15 protein-coding genes are annotated in these 16,429 nt (G+C 67.3%); 1 reads left to right on the forward strand and 14 read right to left on the reverse strand.

Annotated elements, in window-relative coordinates; all coding sequences use genetic code 11:
- The 14 genes from purF to RMN86_RS11770 all read right to left on the reverse strand — a co-directional run.
- Positions 1-1,083: amidophosphoribosyltransferase (gene purF / locus RMN86_RS11705; RefSeq protein ID WP_309606017.1), on the reverse strand; the 1,083-nt coding region annotated here is incomplete at its 3' end.
- Positions 1,080-1,700 (reverse strand): CvpA family protein, encoded by a 621-nt coding sequence (locus RMN86_RS11710; RefSeq protein ID WP_309606018.1) that lies wholly within the window; start codon positions 1,698-1,700, stop codon positions 1,080-1,082. The genes purF and RMN86_RS11710, both read right to left, overlap by 4 nt.
- Before the next feature lie 2 nt (positions 1,701-1,702).
- A complete protein-coding gene (radA, locus tag RMN86_RS11715; RefSeq protein WP_309606019.1) occupies positions 1,703-3,070 on the reverse strand; it encodes a DNA repair protein RadA in 1,368 nt (455 codons plus the stop codon).
- 87 nt (positions 3,071-3,157) lie between these two features.
- The gene (gene alr, locus RMN86_RS11720) at positions 3,158-4,264 is read right to left on the reverse strand and encodes an alanine racemase (RefSeq protein WP_309606020.1); all 1,107 of its coding nucleotides are present in this window, start codon (positions 4,262-4,264) and stop codon (positions 3,158-3,160) included.
- Positions 4,265-4,270: 6 nt separating this feature from the next.
- Positions 4,271-5,764 carry a replicative DNA helicase gene (locus RMN86_RS11725; RefSeq protein WP_309606021.1) on the reverse strand — a complete coding sequence of 498 codons (1,494 nt, stop codon included), beginning with the start codon at positions 5,762-5,764 and terminating at the stop codon, positions 4,271-4,273.
- A 176-nt stretch (positions 5,765-5,940) separates the two neighbouring features.
- Complete coding sequence (rplI, locus tag RMN86_RS11730; protein WP_309606022.1) at positions 5,941-6,528, reverse strand: 50S ribosomal protein L9; 588 nt, start codon at positions 6,526-6,528, stop codon at positions 5,941-5,943.
- 12 nt (positions 6,529-6,540) lie between these two features.
- Positions 6,541-6,837, reverse strand: coding sequence for a 30S ribosomal protein S18 (gene rpsR / locus RMN86_RS11735; RefSeq protein WP_309606023.1), 297 nt, complete (start codon positions 6,835-6,837; stop codon positions 6,541-6,543).
- Positions 6,837-7,211 (reverse strand): 30S ribosomal protein S6, encoded by a 375-nt coding sequence (gene rpsF, locus RMN86_RS11740; RefSeq protein WP_309606024.1) that lies wholly within the window; start codon positions 7,209-7,211, stop codon positions 6,837-6,839. Before rpsF ends, rpsR begins: the two co-directional genes overlap by 1 nt.
- Positions 7,212-7,415: 204 nt before the next feature.
- Positions 7,416-7,949 (reverse strand): peroxiredoxin, encoded by a 534-nt coding sequence (locus RMN86_RS11745; RefSeq protein WP_309606025.1) that lies wholly within the window; start codon positions 7,947-7,949, stop codon positions 7,416-7,418.
- Positions 7,950-8,026: 77 nt separating this feature from the next.
- Complete coding sequence (locus tag RMN86_RS11750) at positions 8,027-9,034, reverse strand: DUF4402 domain-containing protein (protein ID WP_309606026.1); 1,008 nt, start codon at positions 9,032-9,034, stop codon at positions 8,027-8,029.
- Between the two features lie 74 nt (positions 9,035-9,108).
- Positions 9,109-12,045 carry a hypothetical protein gene (locus tag RMN86_RS11755; RefSeq protein WP_309606027.1) on the reverse strand — a complete coding sequence of 979 codons (2,937 nt, stop codon included), beginning with the start codon at positions 12,043-12,045 and terminating at the stop codon, positions 9,109-9,111.
- Positions 12,026-13,150, reverse strand: a complete 1,125-nt coding sequence (locus RMN86_RS11760; protein ID WP_309606028.1) for a hypothetical protein — start codon at positions 13,148-13,150, stop codon at positions 12,026-12,028. The genes RMN86_RS11755 and RMN86_RS11760 overlap by 20 nt, the downstream gene beginning before the upstream one ends.
- 195 nt (positions 13,151-13,345) lie before the next feature.
- Positions 13,346-13,852 (reverse strand): DUF4402 domain-containing protein, encoded by a 507-nt coding sequence (locus RMN86_RS11765; protein WP_309606029.1) that lies wholly within the window; start codon positions 13,850-13,852, stop codon positions 13,346-13,348.
- 440 nt (positions 13,853-14,292) lie between these two features.
- Complete coding sequence (locus RMN86_RS11770) at positions 14,293-15,372, reverse strand: zinc-binding dehydrogenase (protein ID WP_309606030.1); 1,080 nt, start codon at positions 15,370-15,372, stop codon at positions 14,293-14,295.
- A 93-nt stretch (positions 15,373-15,465) separates the two neighbouring features.
- On the opposite strand from RMN86_RS11770, the gene fabD reads away from it, so the two are divergent.
- The gene (fabD, locus tag RMN86_RS11775; RefSeq protein ID WP_309606031.1) at positions 15,466-16,410 is read left to right on the forward strand and encodes an ACP S-malonyltransferase; all 945 of its coding nucleotides are present in this window, start codon (positions 15,466-15,468) and stop codon (positions 16,408-16,410) included.
- Positions 16,411-16,429: the final 19 nt, after the last annotated feature.

Consider the following 16,429-nt stretch of genomic DNA (forward strand, 5'->3'; position numbering starts at 1 on the left):
GCCGGCCAGCACCGAGCGGTTGGGCGAGAGCTTCATGCGCACGCTGGACTCTCGGGTCGCCTGGGTCGGCTGGATGAAGGTGCGGCCGACGTAGTGGTTGCGGATGATGCCCATCTCGAAGGGCAGGCCGGCTTCCTGGGCGTAGCCGAGGGCCGCCGGCACGCCGCTGTCGGGCACGGGGACCACAACATCGGCGTCGACGCCGCTTTCCTGGGCCAGCCGACGGCCCATCCGCTTGCGCACCTCATAGACCGAGCGGCCGTTCACCACCGAGTCTGGCCGGGCGAAGTAGACATATTCGAAGATGCAGGGCCGGGCTTTTTCCGCCGGGAACGGCTTGATGCTGGTGACGCCGTCGGCATCGATGACCACCATCTCGCCGTGTTCGATGTCGCGGACGAACCGGGCGCCGATGATGTCCAGCGCGCAGGTCTCCGACGCCAGGATCGGCTTGCCGTCGAGGTCGCCGAGCACCAGCGGGCGGATGCCCAGCGGGTCACGCACCCCGATCAACTTCTTGTTGGTCAGCGCCACCAGGGCGTAGCCGCCCTCGATCTGCGACAGGGCGTCGATGAAGCGGTCGACGAAGCGCGATTTCCGCGAGCGGGCGATCAGGTGCAGGATCACCTCGGAATCCGACGTCGACTGGAAGATCACCCCGTTGCCCACCAGGTGATCGCGCAGCGTCAGGAAGTTGGTCAGGTTGCCGTTGTGGGCCAGCGCCACGCCCCCGGCTTCCATGTCGGCGAACATCGGCTGGACGTTGCGCACGAACGAGCCGCCGGAGGTGGAATAGCGCGTATGGCCGATGGCGAACCGGCCGGGCAGCCGCTCGGTGAGGTCGGCGCCGCCGAACGCATCGCCCACGTGGCCCATATGCCGCTCGGTGTGGAACCTCTGGCCGTCGAAACAGGCGATGCCGCAGGCTTCCTGGCCGCGATGCTGCAGGGCGTGCAATCCGATGGCGGTCAGGCCGGCGGCCTCGGCGGTGTCGAACACGCCGAACACGCCGCACTCCAGGCGCGGCGAGTCATCGAGCGGATCCCGATAGGGCGGAGGGCCTTGCGCGTCAGACCGGCTCATCGGGCCTTCTCCACGAGCTCGTCGATTTCGCCTCGTTGGCGGGCGTCGTAGCCGCCTGACGTCGATCTGTCATCAACGGCATGATGCGTGGCGCTACGGACCGCGCGGTCGAACGCCGGTTTCAGGCGGCCGGCGATGTCCAGCCCCTTGGGCGCCAGGGCGTTGAGCATCCGGCCCATGTTCTGGGCCAGCGGCCAGGTGGCGGAGCCGACGATCCAGTGCGGCTTGAGGTCGTCGGGGGTGGCGGCGTTGAACATCAGGTTGAGCGCGCCCAGCACGATCAGGCCCCGCCCCAGGCCGATCACCAGGCCGACGCTGCGGTCAAGCGCGCCGACGAAGCTGGTTTGCTGCACCTGGCGGGCGATCATCCCGCCGACAATGCGCAAGACGACATAGGCGACAGCGAACACCAGGACCAGCGCCGCGGCCGTCCCCAGCCAGTCGGGATGCACGAGCCGCCGGGCGAGCGGGGCCGAAGCGTGCAGGCTGAAAATGGCGATCGCCGCGGCGGCCAGCAGCGCGGCCAGGGCCGCGATCTCGCGGACAGCGCCCCGGACGAGTCCCACCAGACCGGAAATCGCCAGCAGACCCAGGACGACCAGATCGAAGAGGGTCAAGCCTAGTCCCATTGGCCGTCCCCGATCCGTCGCACCGCGTCGGCCAGCCGGCTGGCGCCCATCACCTGCATGGCCCCGCCGCCGTCGAGGTCGGCGGGTCCGAGGGCGCGGCGGAACCCGAGCTTGGCGGCTTCCTTCAGGCGGGACTCCATGCGGCTGACCGAGCGCACCTCGCCTGAAAGACTGATTTCGCCGAACACAACGCTGTCCTGCGGCAGGGCCTGGTCGAGGGCGGAGGACGCCAGCGCCGCCGCGGCCGCCAGATCCGCCGCCGGCTCCGTGATGCGCAGGCCTCCGGCCACGTTCAGATAGACGTCGCGATCGCCGAGGCTGAGCCCGCAGCGGGCCTCGAGAACCGCCAGCACCATCGCCAGGCGGCCGGAATCCCAGCCCACCACCGCGCGTCGCGGCGTGCCATAGGTTGAGGGCGCGACCAGGGCCTGGAACTCTACCAGCACCGGGCGCGAGCCTTCGATCCCAGCGAACACCGCGGCGCCGGCGGCCCGTTCGCCGGAGGTGTTGAGGAACAGCGCCGAGGGGTTCTTCACCTCCGCCAGGCCGGCATCGCCCATCTCGAACACGCCGATCTCGTCGGTGGCGCCGAAGCGGTTCTTGGCGCCGCGCAGGATGCGGAAGGGGTAGCCACGCTCGCCCTCGAAGGCCAGGACCGCATCGACCATGTGCTCGATGACCCGGGGGCCGGCGATGGCGCCCTCCTTGGTGACGTGACCCACCAGCACGACCGCCACCCCCTGCTTCTTGGCCAACCTGACCAGTTCCCCGGTGGCGGCGCGGACCTGGGTGACTGAGCCCGGGCCGGCCTCATGAGCGTCACTCCACATGGTCTGGATGGAATCGATCACCACCAGATCGAAAGGCTCGCGTTTCAGCCCGTCCAGAATGGCGCGCAGCGAGGTCTCTGCGGCGAGTTTGACCGGCGCGTCGCCCAGGCCCATCCGCTGCGCCCGCGCCCGCACCTGCTCGACAGCTTCCTCGCCGGAGATATAGGCGCATCGGGCGCCGCGCAGCGCCGCCTGGGCGGCGACCTGGAGCAACAGGGTGGACTTGCCGACGCCGGGATCTCCGCCCAGCAGGATCGCCGAACCCGGCACCACGCCGCCGCCGCAGACCCGATCGAACTCGTCGACACCGGTGGCGATGCGCGGCGGGGCGGGCGTCTGGTCCGCCAGGCCCTCGAAAGCGAGGCCCCGCGCGCGGCTGGCCTTGGAGGGGGCAAGAGCGCCCGGCGGCCGGCTCTGACCCTCCTCGACCAGGGTGTTCCACGCGCCGCACGCCGGGCACTGGCCCGCCCACTTTGTCTGGACGGCCCCGCAGGACTGGCAGGCATAGACGGCGCCGTCGCGGGCCATGGCGGGGGAGTGGCTCCTGATTCGGATGGGCCGCCAGTCTAGCTGAAGCGGACCGCGCCCGTCTGTTTGCGCCTGAGGCCGGCCGGGTCAGGCTTCGCCAAGATATGTGCGCTCAGCTCTGTGGCTGAGCCGCACCAGCACCTCGTGGGCGACGCTGCCCGCCGCTGTCGCCAGATCGTCGAGGAGCGCATTCGGCCCAAGCAGTTCGACATTCTCGCCGATGGCGGCGTTGGCATCGCCAAGTTCGATAGCAAGGATGTCCATTGTGACGATCAGGATGCGACGCAGCGCTCCATTGAACCAGGCCCGGCCGCCAGTCTTCGCCGCGCGGATCACCCCGTCGGCATAGCCCGCCGCGACGATCGCCACACGTGTCGGGGCAGCGATGCGGACGCCTTCGCCATAGCCCAGGATGTCGCCTGAGCTCAGGTCGCGGATATCCTGGATGGGCGCGGTCAGCGTCGCGACCGCGCGCAGCCGCGCGTCCGGCCGTTCCAGCGGGCCGCTGCCGAACAGGCTGACGCCCGGCCGCACCAGATCGAACCGGTAGTCCGGCCCAAGGAAGGCGCCGGCTGAGGCCGACAGGCTGGCTCGGGCGCCGGGAAACTGCCCGCGCACATCTAGAAAGGCCGACAATTGATGGGTGTTACGAGGGTTTTCGGGTTCGGCAGCCGAGCCAAGGTGGCTCATGAACAGGCCGACCTCGAGGCCATGCAGGCCGCCGCGGGACTGTCCGAGCACGAAACATTCCTCAGCCGTCAGGCCCTGGCGGTTCATACCGCTGTCCACGTGCAGGGCGATGGTGAGGGGCTTGCCGGCAGCGGCGGCGACAGATCTGGCGGCGATGACCTGGGGCAGGGTATTGAGCACCGGCGTCAGACCGGCGGCCGCAAGCCGTGGCGCGGCGCCCGTGGTCAGCCCGTCAAGGACGTAGATCGTGGCTGGCCGACCTGGGGTCAGGGCCGTGCGGAGGGCCTCGCCCTCGGCCAGGCGGGCGACGAAGAAGCTTCGCGCGCCCTCCGCCCACAGTCGCCGCGCCACCGGTCCGGCGCCCAGGCCATAGGCGTCGGCCTTCAGCACCGGCGCCACCTCAGCCCCGCTTGCCTCGGCGCGGATCACGGCGTGGTTGTGGGCCAGAGCGTCGAGATCGATCGTCAGGCGCGCCCCAGAGGCGACCATTGGCGGCTCGGCCATGGCCGCCTAACGCGCGTCGTAGCGGCTGGGATCGCGAGCCAGATTGCCGAACTTGGTGATCTCCTCGTTGTAGGAGAGTTTCACATTGCCGATCGGGCCGTGGCGCTGCTTGCCGATGATGATGTCGGCGACGCCCCGCACCTTGTCCATCTCCTCCTGCCAGGTGAAGTGTTCCGGGGTGTTGTCGCGCGGTTCGAGCCGGCTGAGGTAGTAGCTCTCCCGATAGATGAACATCACCATGTCGGCGTCCTGCTCGATGGAGCCGGATTCACGCAGGTCGGAGAGTTGTGGCTTCTTGTCCTCGCGATTCTCGACCTGCCGCGAGAGCTGGGCCAGCGCGATGACCGGGATCGCCAGCTCCTTGGCCAGGGATTTCAGCCCCTGGGTGATCATGCTGACTTCCTGCACGCGGTTGTCATTGCGGCTGCCTTCGCCTCCGGTGATCAGCTGGAGGTAGTCGACGATCACCAGGTCCAGGCCGACCATCCGCTTCAGGCGGCGCGCGCGGGCGGCGAGCTTGGCCATGCTGAGGCCGCCGGTTGCGTCGATGTAGAGCGGCGCCTCCTGGATCTCCAGCGCCGCGTCGCGCACCCGCCCGAACTCCGAGGCGTCGATCTCGCCCTTTCTCAGGCGGTCGCCGGAGACGCCGGAGGCTTCGGCCAGCAGGCGCATGGCCAGCTGCTCGGCGGCCATTTCCAGGGAGAAGAAGGCCACGACCCCACCGCGGACGGTCTTCTTCGAGCCGTCGGGTTGCGGCTCCCAGGCGTAGTGCTTGGCCACGTCGAAGGCGATGTTGCAGGCCAGCGACGACTTTCCCATCGACGGCCGCGCGGCGATGATCACCAGGTCGGACGGGTGCAGGCCGCCGATCTTGGAGTCCAGGTCGACCAGGCCGGTCGAGAGGCCGGCCAGGCCGCCGTCGCGGCTGTGGGCCTCCGCGGCCATTGTCACCGCACCATGCAGGGCGTCGGCGAAGGTGACGAACCCCTGGGACACGCCACCGGTCTCGGCCAGGGCATAGAGCTGTTGTTCCGCCGCCTCGATCTGGTCGCGGGCCGAAAGCTCGGCGTCGCCCTGGGCGGCCACGCTGGAGATGTCGCCGCCGATGCGGATCAGGTCGCGGCGCAGCGCCAGATCGTAGACCGCTCGGGCATAGTCCGGGGCGTTGGCGGCGGGTGGGGCGCGGTCCACCAGGTCCGCCAGATAGCGCACACCGCCCAGCTCGGCGAAGCCCACGTCCCTGGCGAACTGCTCGGCCATCAGGATCGGCTCGGCCAGTTGACCCTTGCGGATGTGGCCTTCGATGGCCGCGAACAGCCGCTGATGGAAGGGCTCGAAGAAGTGCCGACCCTGAAGATAGTCGCCGATACGCTCGAACGCGGCGTTGTCATAGAGCAGCGCGCCCAGCAGCGCCTGCTCGGCCTCGACGTTGGCAGGCGCGTGGGGGATCGCCATGTCGTTGGAGACGGGACGCAGGTCGAGGGCGGGTACGAGAGCCATGGCCTATGGATAGCTCAGGGCGGGGTCGGCGATCACTGTGCCTTATCGCCCGTCCACTGAAATCCGCCGGGGCTGTGGACGAAGGGCGGCCTTGCAGGCTTCGGGCATGAAAAAGGCGGGCCGGAAAGCCGGCCCGCCTTGTTCTTTTCAGTCTCTCGCGGAGAGGCTCGGCAACGTCAGTCCTGGACGTAGTTGCCTTCGATCGAACCCGCGCCGCCTTCCAACAGATCGGCCTGGGCTTCTTCGTCGGCGATGCGATCTTCCTCGAACTGAGAGTTGATCACGTTCTCGCCGCGCGCCTGCCGCTCGGCCTCATCCTGGCTGCGGGCGATGTTGAGCGTCACGGTGACGGTGACTTCCGGGTGCAGCCGGACCTTCACCTCGTGCATGCCGAGCGTCTTGATCGGCTTGTCGAGCACGACCATGGCGCGTTCGACCTTGGATCCGCCGGCGGCATTGACCGCGTCGGCCACATCCCGGCCGGCCACCGAGCCATAGAGCTGGCCGCTTTCGCCGGCCTGGCGGATCAGGATGTAGGCGGTCCCGTCGAGCTTTTCACCGGACTGGCCGGCGACGTCCTTGGCCTTGGCGTTGCGCGCCTCGATCTCGGCCCGCTGGCCTTCGAAGACCTTCAGGTTGGCGTTGTTGGCCCGCAGCGCCTTTGCGCGCGGGAGCAGGAAGTTTCGGGCGTAGCCGTCCTTGACGTTGATCACGTCGCCCAGGGCGCCTTTGCCTTCCACACGTTCGAGCAGAATGACTTTCATGTGCCGGATCCCCTATTTCACGACGTAGGGGAGGAGGGCCAGGAAACGGGCGCGCTTGATCGCCTTGGCGAGTTCGCGTTGCTTCTTGGCCGACACCGCGGTGATGCGCGACGGCACGATCTTGCCGCGTTCGGAGACGTAGCGCTGCAGGAGCTTGACGTCCTTGTAGTCGATCTTCGGCGCACCGGCCCCGGAGAACGGGCAGACCTTGCGACGGCGGAAGAACGGCCGGCGCGCGCCGCCGGCGGCTGCGCCCGCTGGCCCATTTGCGCCTTGGGGGGCTTCGGTGGTGATCGCTTCGTCGGTCATTAGAAGGCTCCTTCCTTGGCAGGGAAGTCATCGCGGCGTTCGCGGTCACGATCGCGGCGGGCGAGGATCGGCGAGAGTTCCAGCTCCAGCTCCTCGACGCGCACGGTCAGATACCGCAGGACGTCTTCGTTGATGCTGAGCTGGCGTTCCATCTCCTTCACCGCGTCGGGCGGGGAATCGATGGCCAGCAGGGAGTAGTGTCCCTTTCGGTTCTTCTTGATCCTGTAGGTCAGGTTGCGCAGGCCCCAGTACTCGATCTTGGCGACGGTGCCGCCGCCGGCTTCGATCAGAGATTTCATGGTATCGTTGAGGGCTTCGGCCTGTTGCGGCGAAATATCCTGCCGCGAGATGACGACGTGCTCGTAGAGCGCCATAGGTTCCTTCTTCCTTATGGAGGCGGCGCGACCGGCGGCGGAAGGCCCGCTGGCCACGATGGATCTCTGACGCGGCGGCCGGGTGTTTCCCGAGCCCTTTGGTGTTCCGCGAGAGACCGCTCTCCGTGAAGAGGCGGGCAGATAGGGGAAAAACGCCGCCGAAGCAAGCGATTGCAGACTTCGGAAGCGCTCGGCCGCCGCAGGCTACTTCTTCAACGCCTTCACCGCGTTCAGCGTCTGGGTGACGTGGTCGTTGGGGTTGAGGTTCGAGTAGACGTGAGCGATCTCGCCGTTCTGGGCGATCACGTAGGAGGTCCGGCTCGACCAGTTGGGCTTGGCGACCAAGGTCGCATCGTACTGCCTGGCAATCCTGGCGCCGGGGTCCGCGGCCACCGGAAACTTCCCGCCGCAATGCTCGGTTTCCGCGGAAAACGCGGCGAGTTCATCGATATTGCCGGCCGTAACGCCGATCACCGTGGCCTTGGCGGCCTTGAACTGGTCGATGGCGTCGGAAAACAGGTGTGCTTCAAGATTGCAGCCAGAGGTGTGGGCGGCGGGGAAAAAATAGACCACCACCGGGCCCTTCTTGAGGGCGTCAGCGAGCTTGTAGGTGAAGGGTTGGCCCGCCAGGAAGGCCGGCGCGGTGAAGTCGGGCGCCTTGGCGCCGGCCTTGAGTTCGGCAAGGGCCGAGGTAGCCAGGGTCGATAGGGCGAAGGCCGCGGCGATCAGGGTCTTCATGGTGGTCCTTCCGTGGATTTGACGACTTCTACACCGATGGAGCCAGCGTGTCGCGACGGGGCTCGCTGTAGACGGGGCTAGTTGTAGGCGACCGTGACCGTGAAACTGCCGCTGTAGCTGCCATCGGGCGTCGTGTTGCTGACCGGCATCGAGCCACCGACGCCGAAGGCATAGCCACCCCCCGATCCGAGGGACGAGCTGAGGATCGGAGCCGTCGCGACGGTATTGGTGGTGGTGACGGTCAGGGCGGCGGGGCCGGTCATGGAAAAGGACGGCGGCAAGGTGACCGTAAACGCCTGACCGCCCTCGCCGGTGACGTTGAAACTCGCCCGCGTCGGCGTCGGCGGCGTCAGACCGAAAGCCCCGCCCGTCGCCGTCAGGACCCCGGTCGCGGCGTTGACGGAAACGGTCCCCGAGCCGGTTGGCGGCTTGGTGATGCGGCCAAACACCAGGTCCGACGCCTTCGACAGGGCGATGGAACGGATCACGCGCGCCTGAAACCGGCCGACGTCGCCCGTTGAAGGGGCGCCGGGCGCTTCGGCGGCCCACGCGAAGAAGTCGGATTCCGCGGCCGCCGTGGGCAGGCCCGAATCATCACCGGCGATTGGAAAGTCGGCGCCGACGAAGAAGGTCTTCGACGAATTGGCGCCGATCGGGCCGATGGCGAAGGCGGGGGAGCTTGGCGTGGTCGGGCTGCTGGCGAGCGTCGCTGTGCCCATGGCGATCTGGATCCGCGACAGGGTGCGCGCCCGACCGGTCGGGGATCCCACGACCCCCAACTTCACGTTGACGTTTTTTGTGCAGTCCCCGACGCCGGTCGCGCTGCAGCCTATGGTGACAACGGCGCGGCTTGCGCCGCTGCTCGATCGGGTCGCCGAGCCGGAAACGATCGTCACCAAGCCTGACGTCGGATCAACGCGGAAGACTGTGTTGCCGGTGGTTCCCGAGGTGACATTGCCAAGATCGACGTTGGTCGTGACGCGCACGGTGTAGGTGGAGGCGGCCTGAGCTGGCATGGCGCCAAGCAGCGCCACCAGCAACGCCATCAGAACGCGGGCCACGCCCGTCTTGAACAATCGACTCATGATCACAGCAGAATACGCCCGCCTGACGCGGAAAGATGCGCTCCAGTCTAGCCGCTGTTTGGTCAAGAGCCCAGTCAACCTGGAGGGTGTCCTTCAAGCGCTGCCCGGGGCTCGAACCGCACCTCCGCGGACGCGTCGGGGGTGAACGATCCATCAGGCCTTATGGTAACGCTTACCGGCGCCAGAAGTTTCATGCGCAGGCGCGCGGCCTGCTCGGCGTCGAGCTGCAGCTGATAGGTTGTCGCGGGCAGGTCGAGGAAATTCGCCGAGCCGTCGAACTCGGTGACGCTCTCGGCAAATGCGCCCTTGCTGTCGACCAACCGGACCCGGACCGCCGAAAGCCCGACCAGTTGCCCATCCGGCCGGCGCAGCCGAATGGTCACCAGAACCTCGCCGGTCGGGCGCATTGGGTATTCGACCTGGGTGACGCCGCCGGGCCGGGGCGCGAACTCGACGACCACTGGCGGGGTTTTGACGGCTGTGTTGTCGATGTCGTTGATGCCGACCAGCACGCGCGCCGTCGGACCCGTGCCGAAACCGCTCAGATAGGCGCGTCCGTCCGCACCTGTGCGCGCAACATGATCGCCGCCCTGGAGGGTGACGCCGGAGACCGGCCTTTCGCCTGGATTGAACTGGCCATCGCCGTTGGCGTCGATGAAGGCGTGGAAGGCGACCGAGCCGCCCGAGCCGGGGCCAGGCCGCGTCAGCTGATAGCCCCCGACCACGGGATTGTAGCCCAGGCCGAAATTCATCTGAGCGCCCAGCCGCCAACTGGAGTCCAAGGTGTTATATTGGCCGGTGAAGGTCAGGTCCCCATACTTCGTCCGCGTGGTCGTACCGGCGATCAACTCCAGACTCCTGGGCGCATCGAAGCGCTGGGTCGCGGCAAATCGCAAAAGCCAGGTGTCGGTCACGGCCCTGTCGAGCGTCAGGCCAAGGCCGGTCACCTGGACGTCGGGGATGAGATTGTAGTCGAGGGTCGCGCGGACCTGCCACTGGTAGTTCTTGAAGGTCGAGCCCGAGAGGAAGCCGCGCAGTCGCTCGTTCATCGCCCCGGAGGCCACAGAGTTGTGGTCGTATTCCAATCCCGTGGAAAACAGGACACTGCCCAGCGAGGCGGAGCCGCGGGCTTGTCCGATGATCGCGCTGCCGCCGTCGCTATAGATGTCGCGCACAGCGCGCAGGGAAATGGGGAAGACCCGACCGGCGAACAGGATGTTCTGATCGACCGTGAGCTCGGAGCGGCGGTCCAGCGGGCGTCCGAAGTCCGCTTCCGAGTTGTTCTCATCTAGCAAGCCGCCGCGGTACTCGGCGTGGCGCACGGCGACGTTGGCTCCCAGGATCCTGCCGGCGACGGTCGCGGCCAGGCCCGAGCCGTTGCGATTGTCGGCGGCGGCGTCCAGCTGGGTGGCGAAGCCGGCGACGGAGGCGCGCAGACCCGCGCCATAGAGCTGACGTGAGAGACCTCGCTGGTCAGTATAGACCGACCCCCCGCCGGTCAGGGTGAGGTATTGGCTGAGGCCGTAGTTCACCTGAGCGACGACGCGGCGCTTGCCGACGCTGCGATCGATCGCGAAGGGATCGCGGTTGCCTAAGCGCAAGAGTGGCTCGTCTTGATCGACCGCGCCGAAGGCGAACGTTGTCTCCCCGCGACGAAGCAGACCGCCGCTGACATTGATGATCCGGGTTTCCTCCTTGCGCTGGCCGTGCGGCCCATAGGTGACGATGCGCACGACGTTGACGCCCTGGGTCAACGCCACGTTGAGGAATTCGTACTGGCCGCGCTGGGACTGGGTCTGGCCCCCTTGCAGGACGTCGTTGACGTAGAGTTCGACGTCATCGCCCAGCTGCAGTTCGCCGCGCAGGTCAATGCGATTGAAGACGTTGGTCTGGTCCAGAGGAACGGTGGAGATCGCAATGCCGCGTCCGCTGAAACTACGGGGCCCGATGGCCAGGCCCGGCGTGAAGACATCGCCGATGCCGACGCTGCGGGCGTGCAGGGGCCCCAGAAGATCCCCGTCCAGGGACCTGCGCTCGAGCAGAATCCGGGCCGTCGACAGGCTGCCGGTTTCGTCGGAGCCGAAATAGGCCTGAAGGCCAGCATAGAGAAGATCGCCACCCAGCCGGACATCATAGCGGCTTGGAACCCGCGGAGAAGTCGTCTGCAGGCCGAGGCCCAGCGCGACATCGATAGACGGCGGGGTGAACAGGCGGTACGGCGTCTCGACCCGCATCACCGGCGCAGCGATGCTTGGCGTCGCCTGGCGCAACCGCGCGACCCGCTGCAGGCGACCCTGGATCGGCAGCAGTTCCGACGCCGTGATTTTCATCGATAGGGCGCGCGAGTTCACCTCGAACTTGAGCGGCAGAAGCTTCGACAGCACCGAGGCCCGCACATAGATTTCCGTGGGGCTGACGGCGACGTCGCCAGCCGCAAGCGCAACTTGCGTCGGCCCAATTCGCGCCGTGCCGGTGGGCAGGTCGATCACCAGCGCACGGCGCGCCTCACCGATATTGCCGATGATCCGTCCTTCGCCGGGCATGATCTGAATGTCGAGTTCCAGCAGGCGGCTAAGCTCGCCAACAGGGATTTGTGGGTCGTCCTGCAGGCCGTAGGCGGCCATGCCCTCGGTCAGTGTGAGATTGTCGAGCTGCACAAACAACAGCAGCAGCGTCTGCGGATCGGGGGGCGAATAGGCCAAGGCGCGGACCGGCGCCGCGCCCCGGCTCGAGGTTGTGGTCGCGCCGGCGCGGATCAGGCGCCCGTTCCCGACCGCCGCGCGATCCGCCAGTCGCGCCGCGTCCGGCGCGGCGAGCAGGAGGTCTCCGAAGGCGTCTGCCGGGCGTTCAAGTCCAGGCCGTTCCGGCGCGTCGGACCCGCGGCTGCTGGACCGCAGAACGGCGTCGATGGTGTCGGGTAGGCGAACCTGCGCGATCCCCCGACCGCTGAGCAGGATCAGCGAGGCCGTCGTCGCGAGGAGCGCGACGCGTCTAGAGGATGAGTTTCGCAAGGAGCTTTCCCGGCGATGTGTCGTCGTCGGTGAAGGTCACCTCCAGGTGCTCACCTGGCGCCGGGACGCGGGTGAGGGCGATGCGGATCGTCCGACGCTCGATCTCGGTATAGACGCCCACTCCGCGGGCCATGCCCATCGGCAGGGGCCGCAGATCACCCTGGGTGCGGATCTCAACATTGCCAAAGAGGGAGTTCGCGCCCCGCCGGACAAGTTCCAGCGTCAGGATCGCGGTCCTGACCGCGGGCGCGCCCAGGGATGGCGGCAGCTGCTCATAGCTCAGGCGGGCGTTCTCGAGGCCGGCGCGAATGTCCAACTCATTCAGGCGCACGATAGCCGGTATGCTCAGCCCCAGGAGGGCGTTGATCTGAAACCGCAACTCGCCCTGCGGAGCTGCCGCCGCAGCGGCAGCCTCCGCCGTCGTGCCGGCCTCCCGCGGGGGCAGGGTCGAGATCGTCAGGTGGCTGCGAAGTTCGGCCGCGCCCGGTTCGTCGGCCGCGCCGATCATGCGCAGACGGATCGTCTGTCCTTGGCCGGGATCCAGCGTCACGCGCCGCGGCGAAACCTGCAGGACGTTCTTTGCCGACCTCACACGATCCGCGATCGCCTTGGTCTCCGGCTTGGCCAGGGCGTCCGCAAGCGGCAGGATCTGGCCGTCCGGCATCATCACCCGGTCCACCAGGGAAATGTCGAAGGTGCCCGGACCGGAGCCCTGGTTGAAAATGAAGATCGAGCCCGAGCGATGGCTACGATCAAATGTCACGCGCTTTGGCGAGATATTGAGATTCGCGCCGCTGGCTGGTGCGATCGTCACCTGGGTCGGCGCGGGCTGCGGCGCCGAGGTGGCGGCTCCGGATGCGGCCACAGGCTCCGATGCGGCGCGATTGCCCGCGGGCTGGGCGGACACCGCGGGCGCGAAAATTCCCAGAATGAGAACAGCAGCAAGGAACGCACGGGGCTTCATGTAAGACGCATCGCGACTGGATTGTCGCCCCGCCACCGCGGCGCGGCGCGTCGGGGCGCGAGAACACGTGGAGTATCCGTCAGGGATTGGTTGGCTCGCAAGCTGGTTTCCGATCGCGAAGGATGCGTCGCGACGCCCCATGCTCAGGATTGAGCACCGGCGAGTCGGAAGCGTGGCGGCAGATGGTTAATGTCGCGTTCCAATGCTCCCGTCGAGGTCGGTTCGCGGGCCCGGCGTCGCGCCCCAAAAACAGCAACGGCCGCTCCCAGAGGAGCGGCCGTGGCGGTGTCCCACGATGGCTGCCCGACAGAGCGGTCGGACGCCCGTCGACGTCAATCAGGGGTAGTTGATGGTGACGTTCAGCGCCCCGGTGTAGGTCGTGGGCGGAGTCGCCGGATTGATGTCGAATTGACCACCGTAGCGGATTTCCTGCGTGCCCGCGGCTGGAATGGTGCCCAGGGTGCCGGTGGTGGCCACCGGCAGGCTCGGCGCAATGCCTGTCAGGCCAGGAGTCGTGAAGGTCAGGGTCTGCGTCGTCGTGTAGGTCGTCGCGCCGGTCACCGTGATGTTGAACTTCGCCGAAGTCGTCGTCCCCGCGATGAGCGAAGCGTCGCCCGCGCCGGTCTTCGAGACCACGTCGGTGGTGTTCAGGATGATGGTGTTGGTGCCGGTCACCGGGCGGACAATGGAGCCGAACACCATGTCCTGGGTCTTGGTGAGAGTCACCGGCGAGATGATGGTCGCCGTGGCGTTCGCCGACGTCGAGACCGATCCGGCCGCCATCGCACCGCCGGCTGCCGCGGTCAACGCGCCGGTCACCATCAGAATATTGCGCAGTTTCATTGGGTTCCCCGATGCCGTTCGAATGAAGCGGGTGGACGAACTTGCCTCACATCGTTCCAGCAAACCCGGACCGTTGCGCCCCGCCTTAACTACTTGTTAGGAAAGTTCATTAAATCGCCGTTTACAAACTGTCAAGGTAAAGCATCGGCCGCTGCGAATCGGCGTTAACCTATTGGCTCAATCAACTTCGGGCGCCAGCTATGGCCGTTAACCAAGTTAAGCGAAGCCACACAACCTAAGCCTCTCCGAATTCGCGTCGCACGCGAATATTCCAGTGTTTGCATGACGAGTCAGAACGTGGCGAATTCTGAATCGGGATCGGGACGCCCCCTGTCGTGCCGGCGCGCGGACCCCAAGCTTCACGACGCGTCCCGCCGGCCGAGGTGGAATCTCATCCCGATCCAGGTCGACAGTGGCAATTCCCTGAGAAGAAATTCCGCCTAGAGTTCGGGCGCGACGAGAATTTTCACATGGGCTTCCGGGTCGCTGAGCGCCGTGAAAGCCGCGGCCACGCCCTCCAGTCCCACGCGTCCGGTCACCAGGCCGGATACATCGATCCGTCCCTCGGCGACGTTGTGCAGGGTCGCGGCGAACTCCTCGGGTGTGTAACCGAACACGAACGTCAGTTCGATCTCCTTGGTGACGGCGATCGACGGCTCGATGCGATCGGCCTCCATGCAGACGCCCGCGACAATGATCTGTGACCCTGCCGGCGCCGCCTCGATAAGCTCCTGGAGAACGCCAGGCGCGCCGACGCATTCGAAGACGACGGGGCGACCGAAGGTTGCGCCCATCATCCGCGTCATCTGTTGAGCGGCGCGGGACTTGGGCACGCCGAAACCTTCCCAGCGGTCGTGCGGCGACTCATTGGCGGGGTCGATCACCACGTCGGCGCCCAGACGCTCGGCCGCGGCTCGGCGGCGCGGTGAGTAGTCGCAGGCAATCACCGGGCCGTGTCCCGCCACCTTTAGTGCGGCGATGACGGCAAGCCCCACAGGTCCGCAGCCCACCACCAGGGCCACCGAACTGGCGTCCATTCGAGCCTTGGCCACGGCATGCAGGCCCACGGCAAAGGGTTCTGTCAGGGCGGCCATTTCCGTGGGCAGGCCATTGGGAACCTCAAGGATCAGGGCCTCGCTCAGCAGCATGCGCTCGGCAAAGCCACCGGGCAGGCGGTTGGAGAAGCCCAGCGCTTCCATCCCGCCGGTGGTCAGGGTGATGGGCACGCTGACCACCCGCGTCCCGGCTTTCATGGCCTTGGCGGATCTGGGTCCATGGTCAAGGATTTCAGCGCAGAACTCGTGGCCGAAGACGGTGTCGGCCGCGGGATCGAAGCCATTGTCGGGGCTGCCGCCTCGGCGGCCGAGATCCACCAATCGCTCCATGTGGTGCAAGGCATGCAGGTCGGAGCCGCAAATGCCGCAGGCCAGCGTCCTGACCAGGACCTGTCCCTCCGCCGGTTCCAGTTCGCCGATTTCCTCGCAGATGAGCTGTCTGTCGCGCCGAACCACCGCCCGCATGGTTGTCTCCGTGGCCAAAACCGCCGCCTTGCCGGGGCTAGCCATATTCCGTAACCCTCGCGGCTCGGAATCGATAGACCCGGAGCGCGCCCGATGAGCCTCGCCTTTCTCTTCCCCGGACAGGGCAGCCAGGCCGTGGGCATGGGTTGCGACCTCGCTGACGCGTTCGGCTCGGCGCGCGAGGTGTTCCAGGAGGTGGACGACGCGCTTGGCCAGAAGCTGGCGAAACTGATGCGTGATGGTCCCGAGGAGCAACTGACCCTGACCGAGAACGCCCAGCCGGCGCTGATGGCCGTCAGCCTTGCGGTGATGCGGACCCTCGAGCGCGACTTTGGCGTCGCCATCGACCGGGCGGCCTTCGTGGCGGGTCACAGTCTGGGGGAATACTCCGCCCTGGCGGCGTCAGGCGCGATCAGCCTGGCCGATACGGCCCGACTGCTGAAACTGCGCGGCCAAGCCATGCAGCGCGCCGTCCCGGTGGGCGAGGGGGCCATGGCCTCACTGATCGGACCGAAGAGCGACGTTGCGCTGGCGGAGGAGGCCGCGAAGGCCGGTTCGGCTGCGGGCGTCTGTGTTGTCGCAAACGACAACAACGCAGGCAATGTGGTGATTTCGGGGGCCAAGGCGGCTGTGGACCTGGCCATCGAGAAGGCCAAGGAGCTAGGTGCGCGCGCGATCCTGCTGAACGTCTCGGCGCCGTTTCACTGCCCGCTGATGCAGCCGGCCGCCGACGAGATGGCGGCCGCCCTCGCCGTCGCCACGATCCTGGCGCCGCGTGCGCCGCTGGTGGCCAACGTCACGGCGCAGCCGACGCTGGATCCGGAAGCGATCCGCCGGATGCTGGTCGAGCAGGTGACCGGACGCGTGCGCTGGCGCGAAAGCATGCTCTGGCTGGCCGGCGCGGGCGGGGTGACCCGGTTCGCCGAGGCCGGCGCCGGCAAGGTGCTGTCGGGCATGGTCAAGCGGATCGCGCCGGACGCCGAGGCGACGCCGCTCAACAGTCCCGCCGACCTCGAAGCGTTCGCCGGCTCGCTCTAGGGCCGGCTCAGGATTAGGG

Source organism: Phenylobacterium sp., assembly GCF_031360265.1.
Classification (GTDB): Bacteria; Pseudomonadota; Alphaproteobacteria; order Caulobacterales; family Caulobacteraceae; genus Phenylobacterium.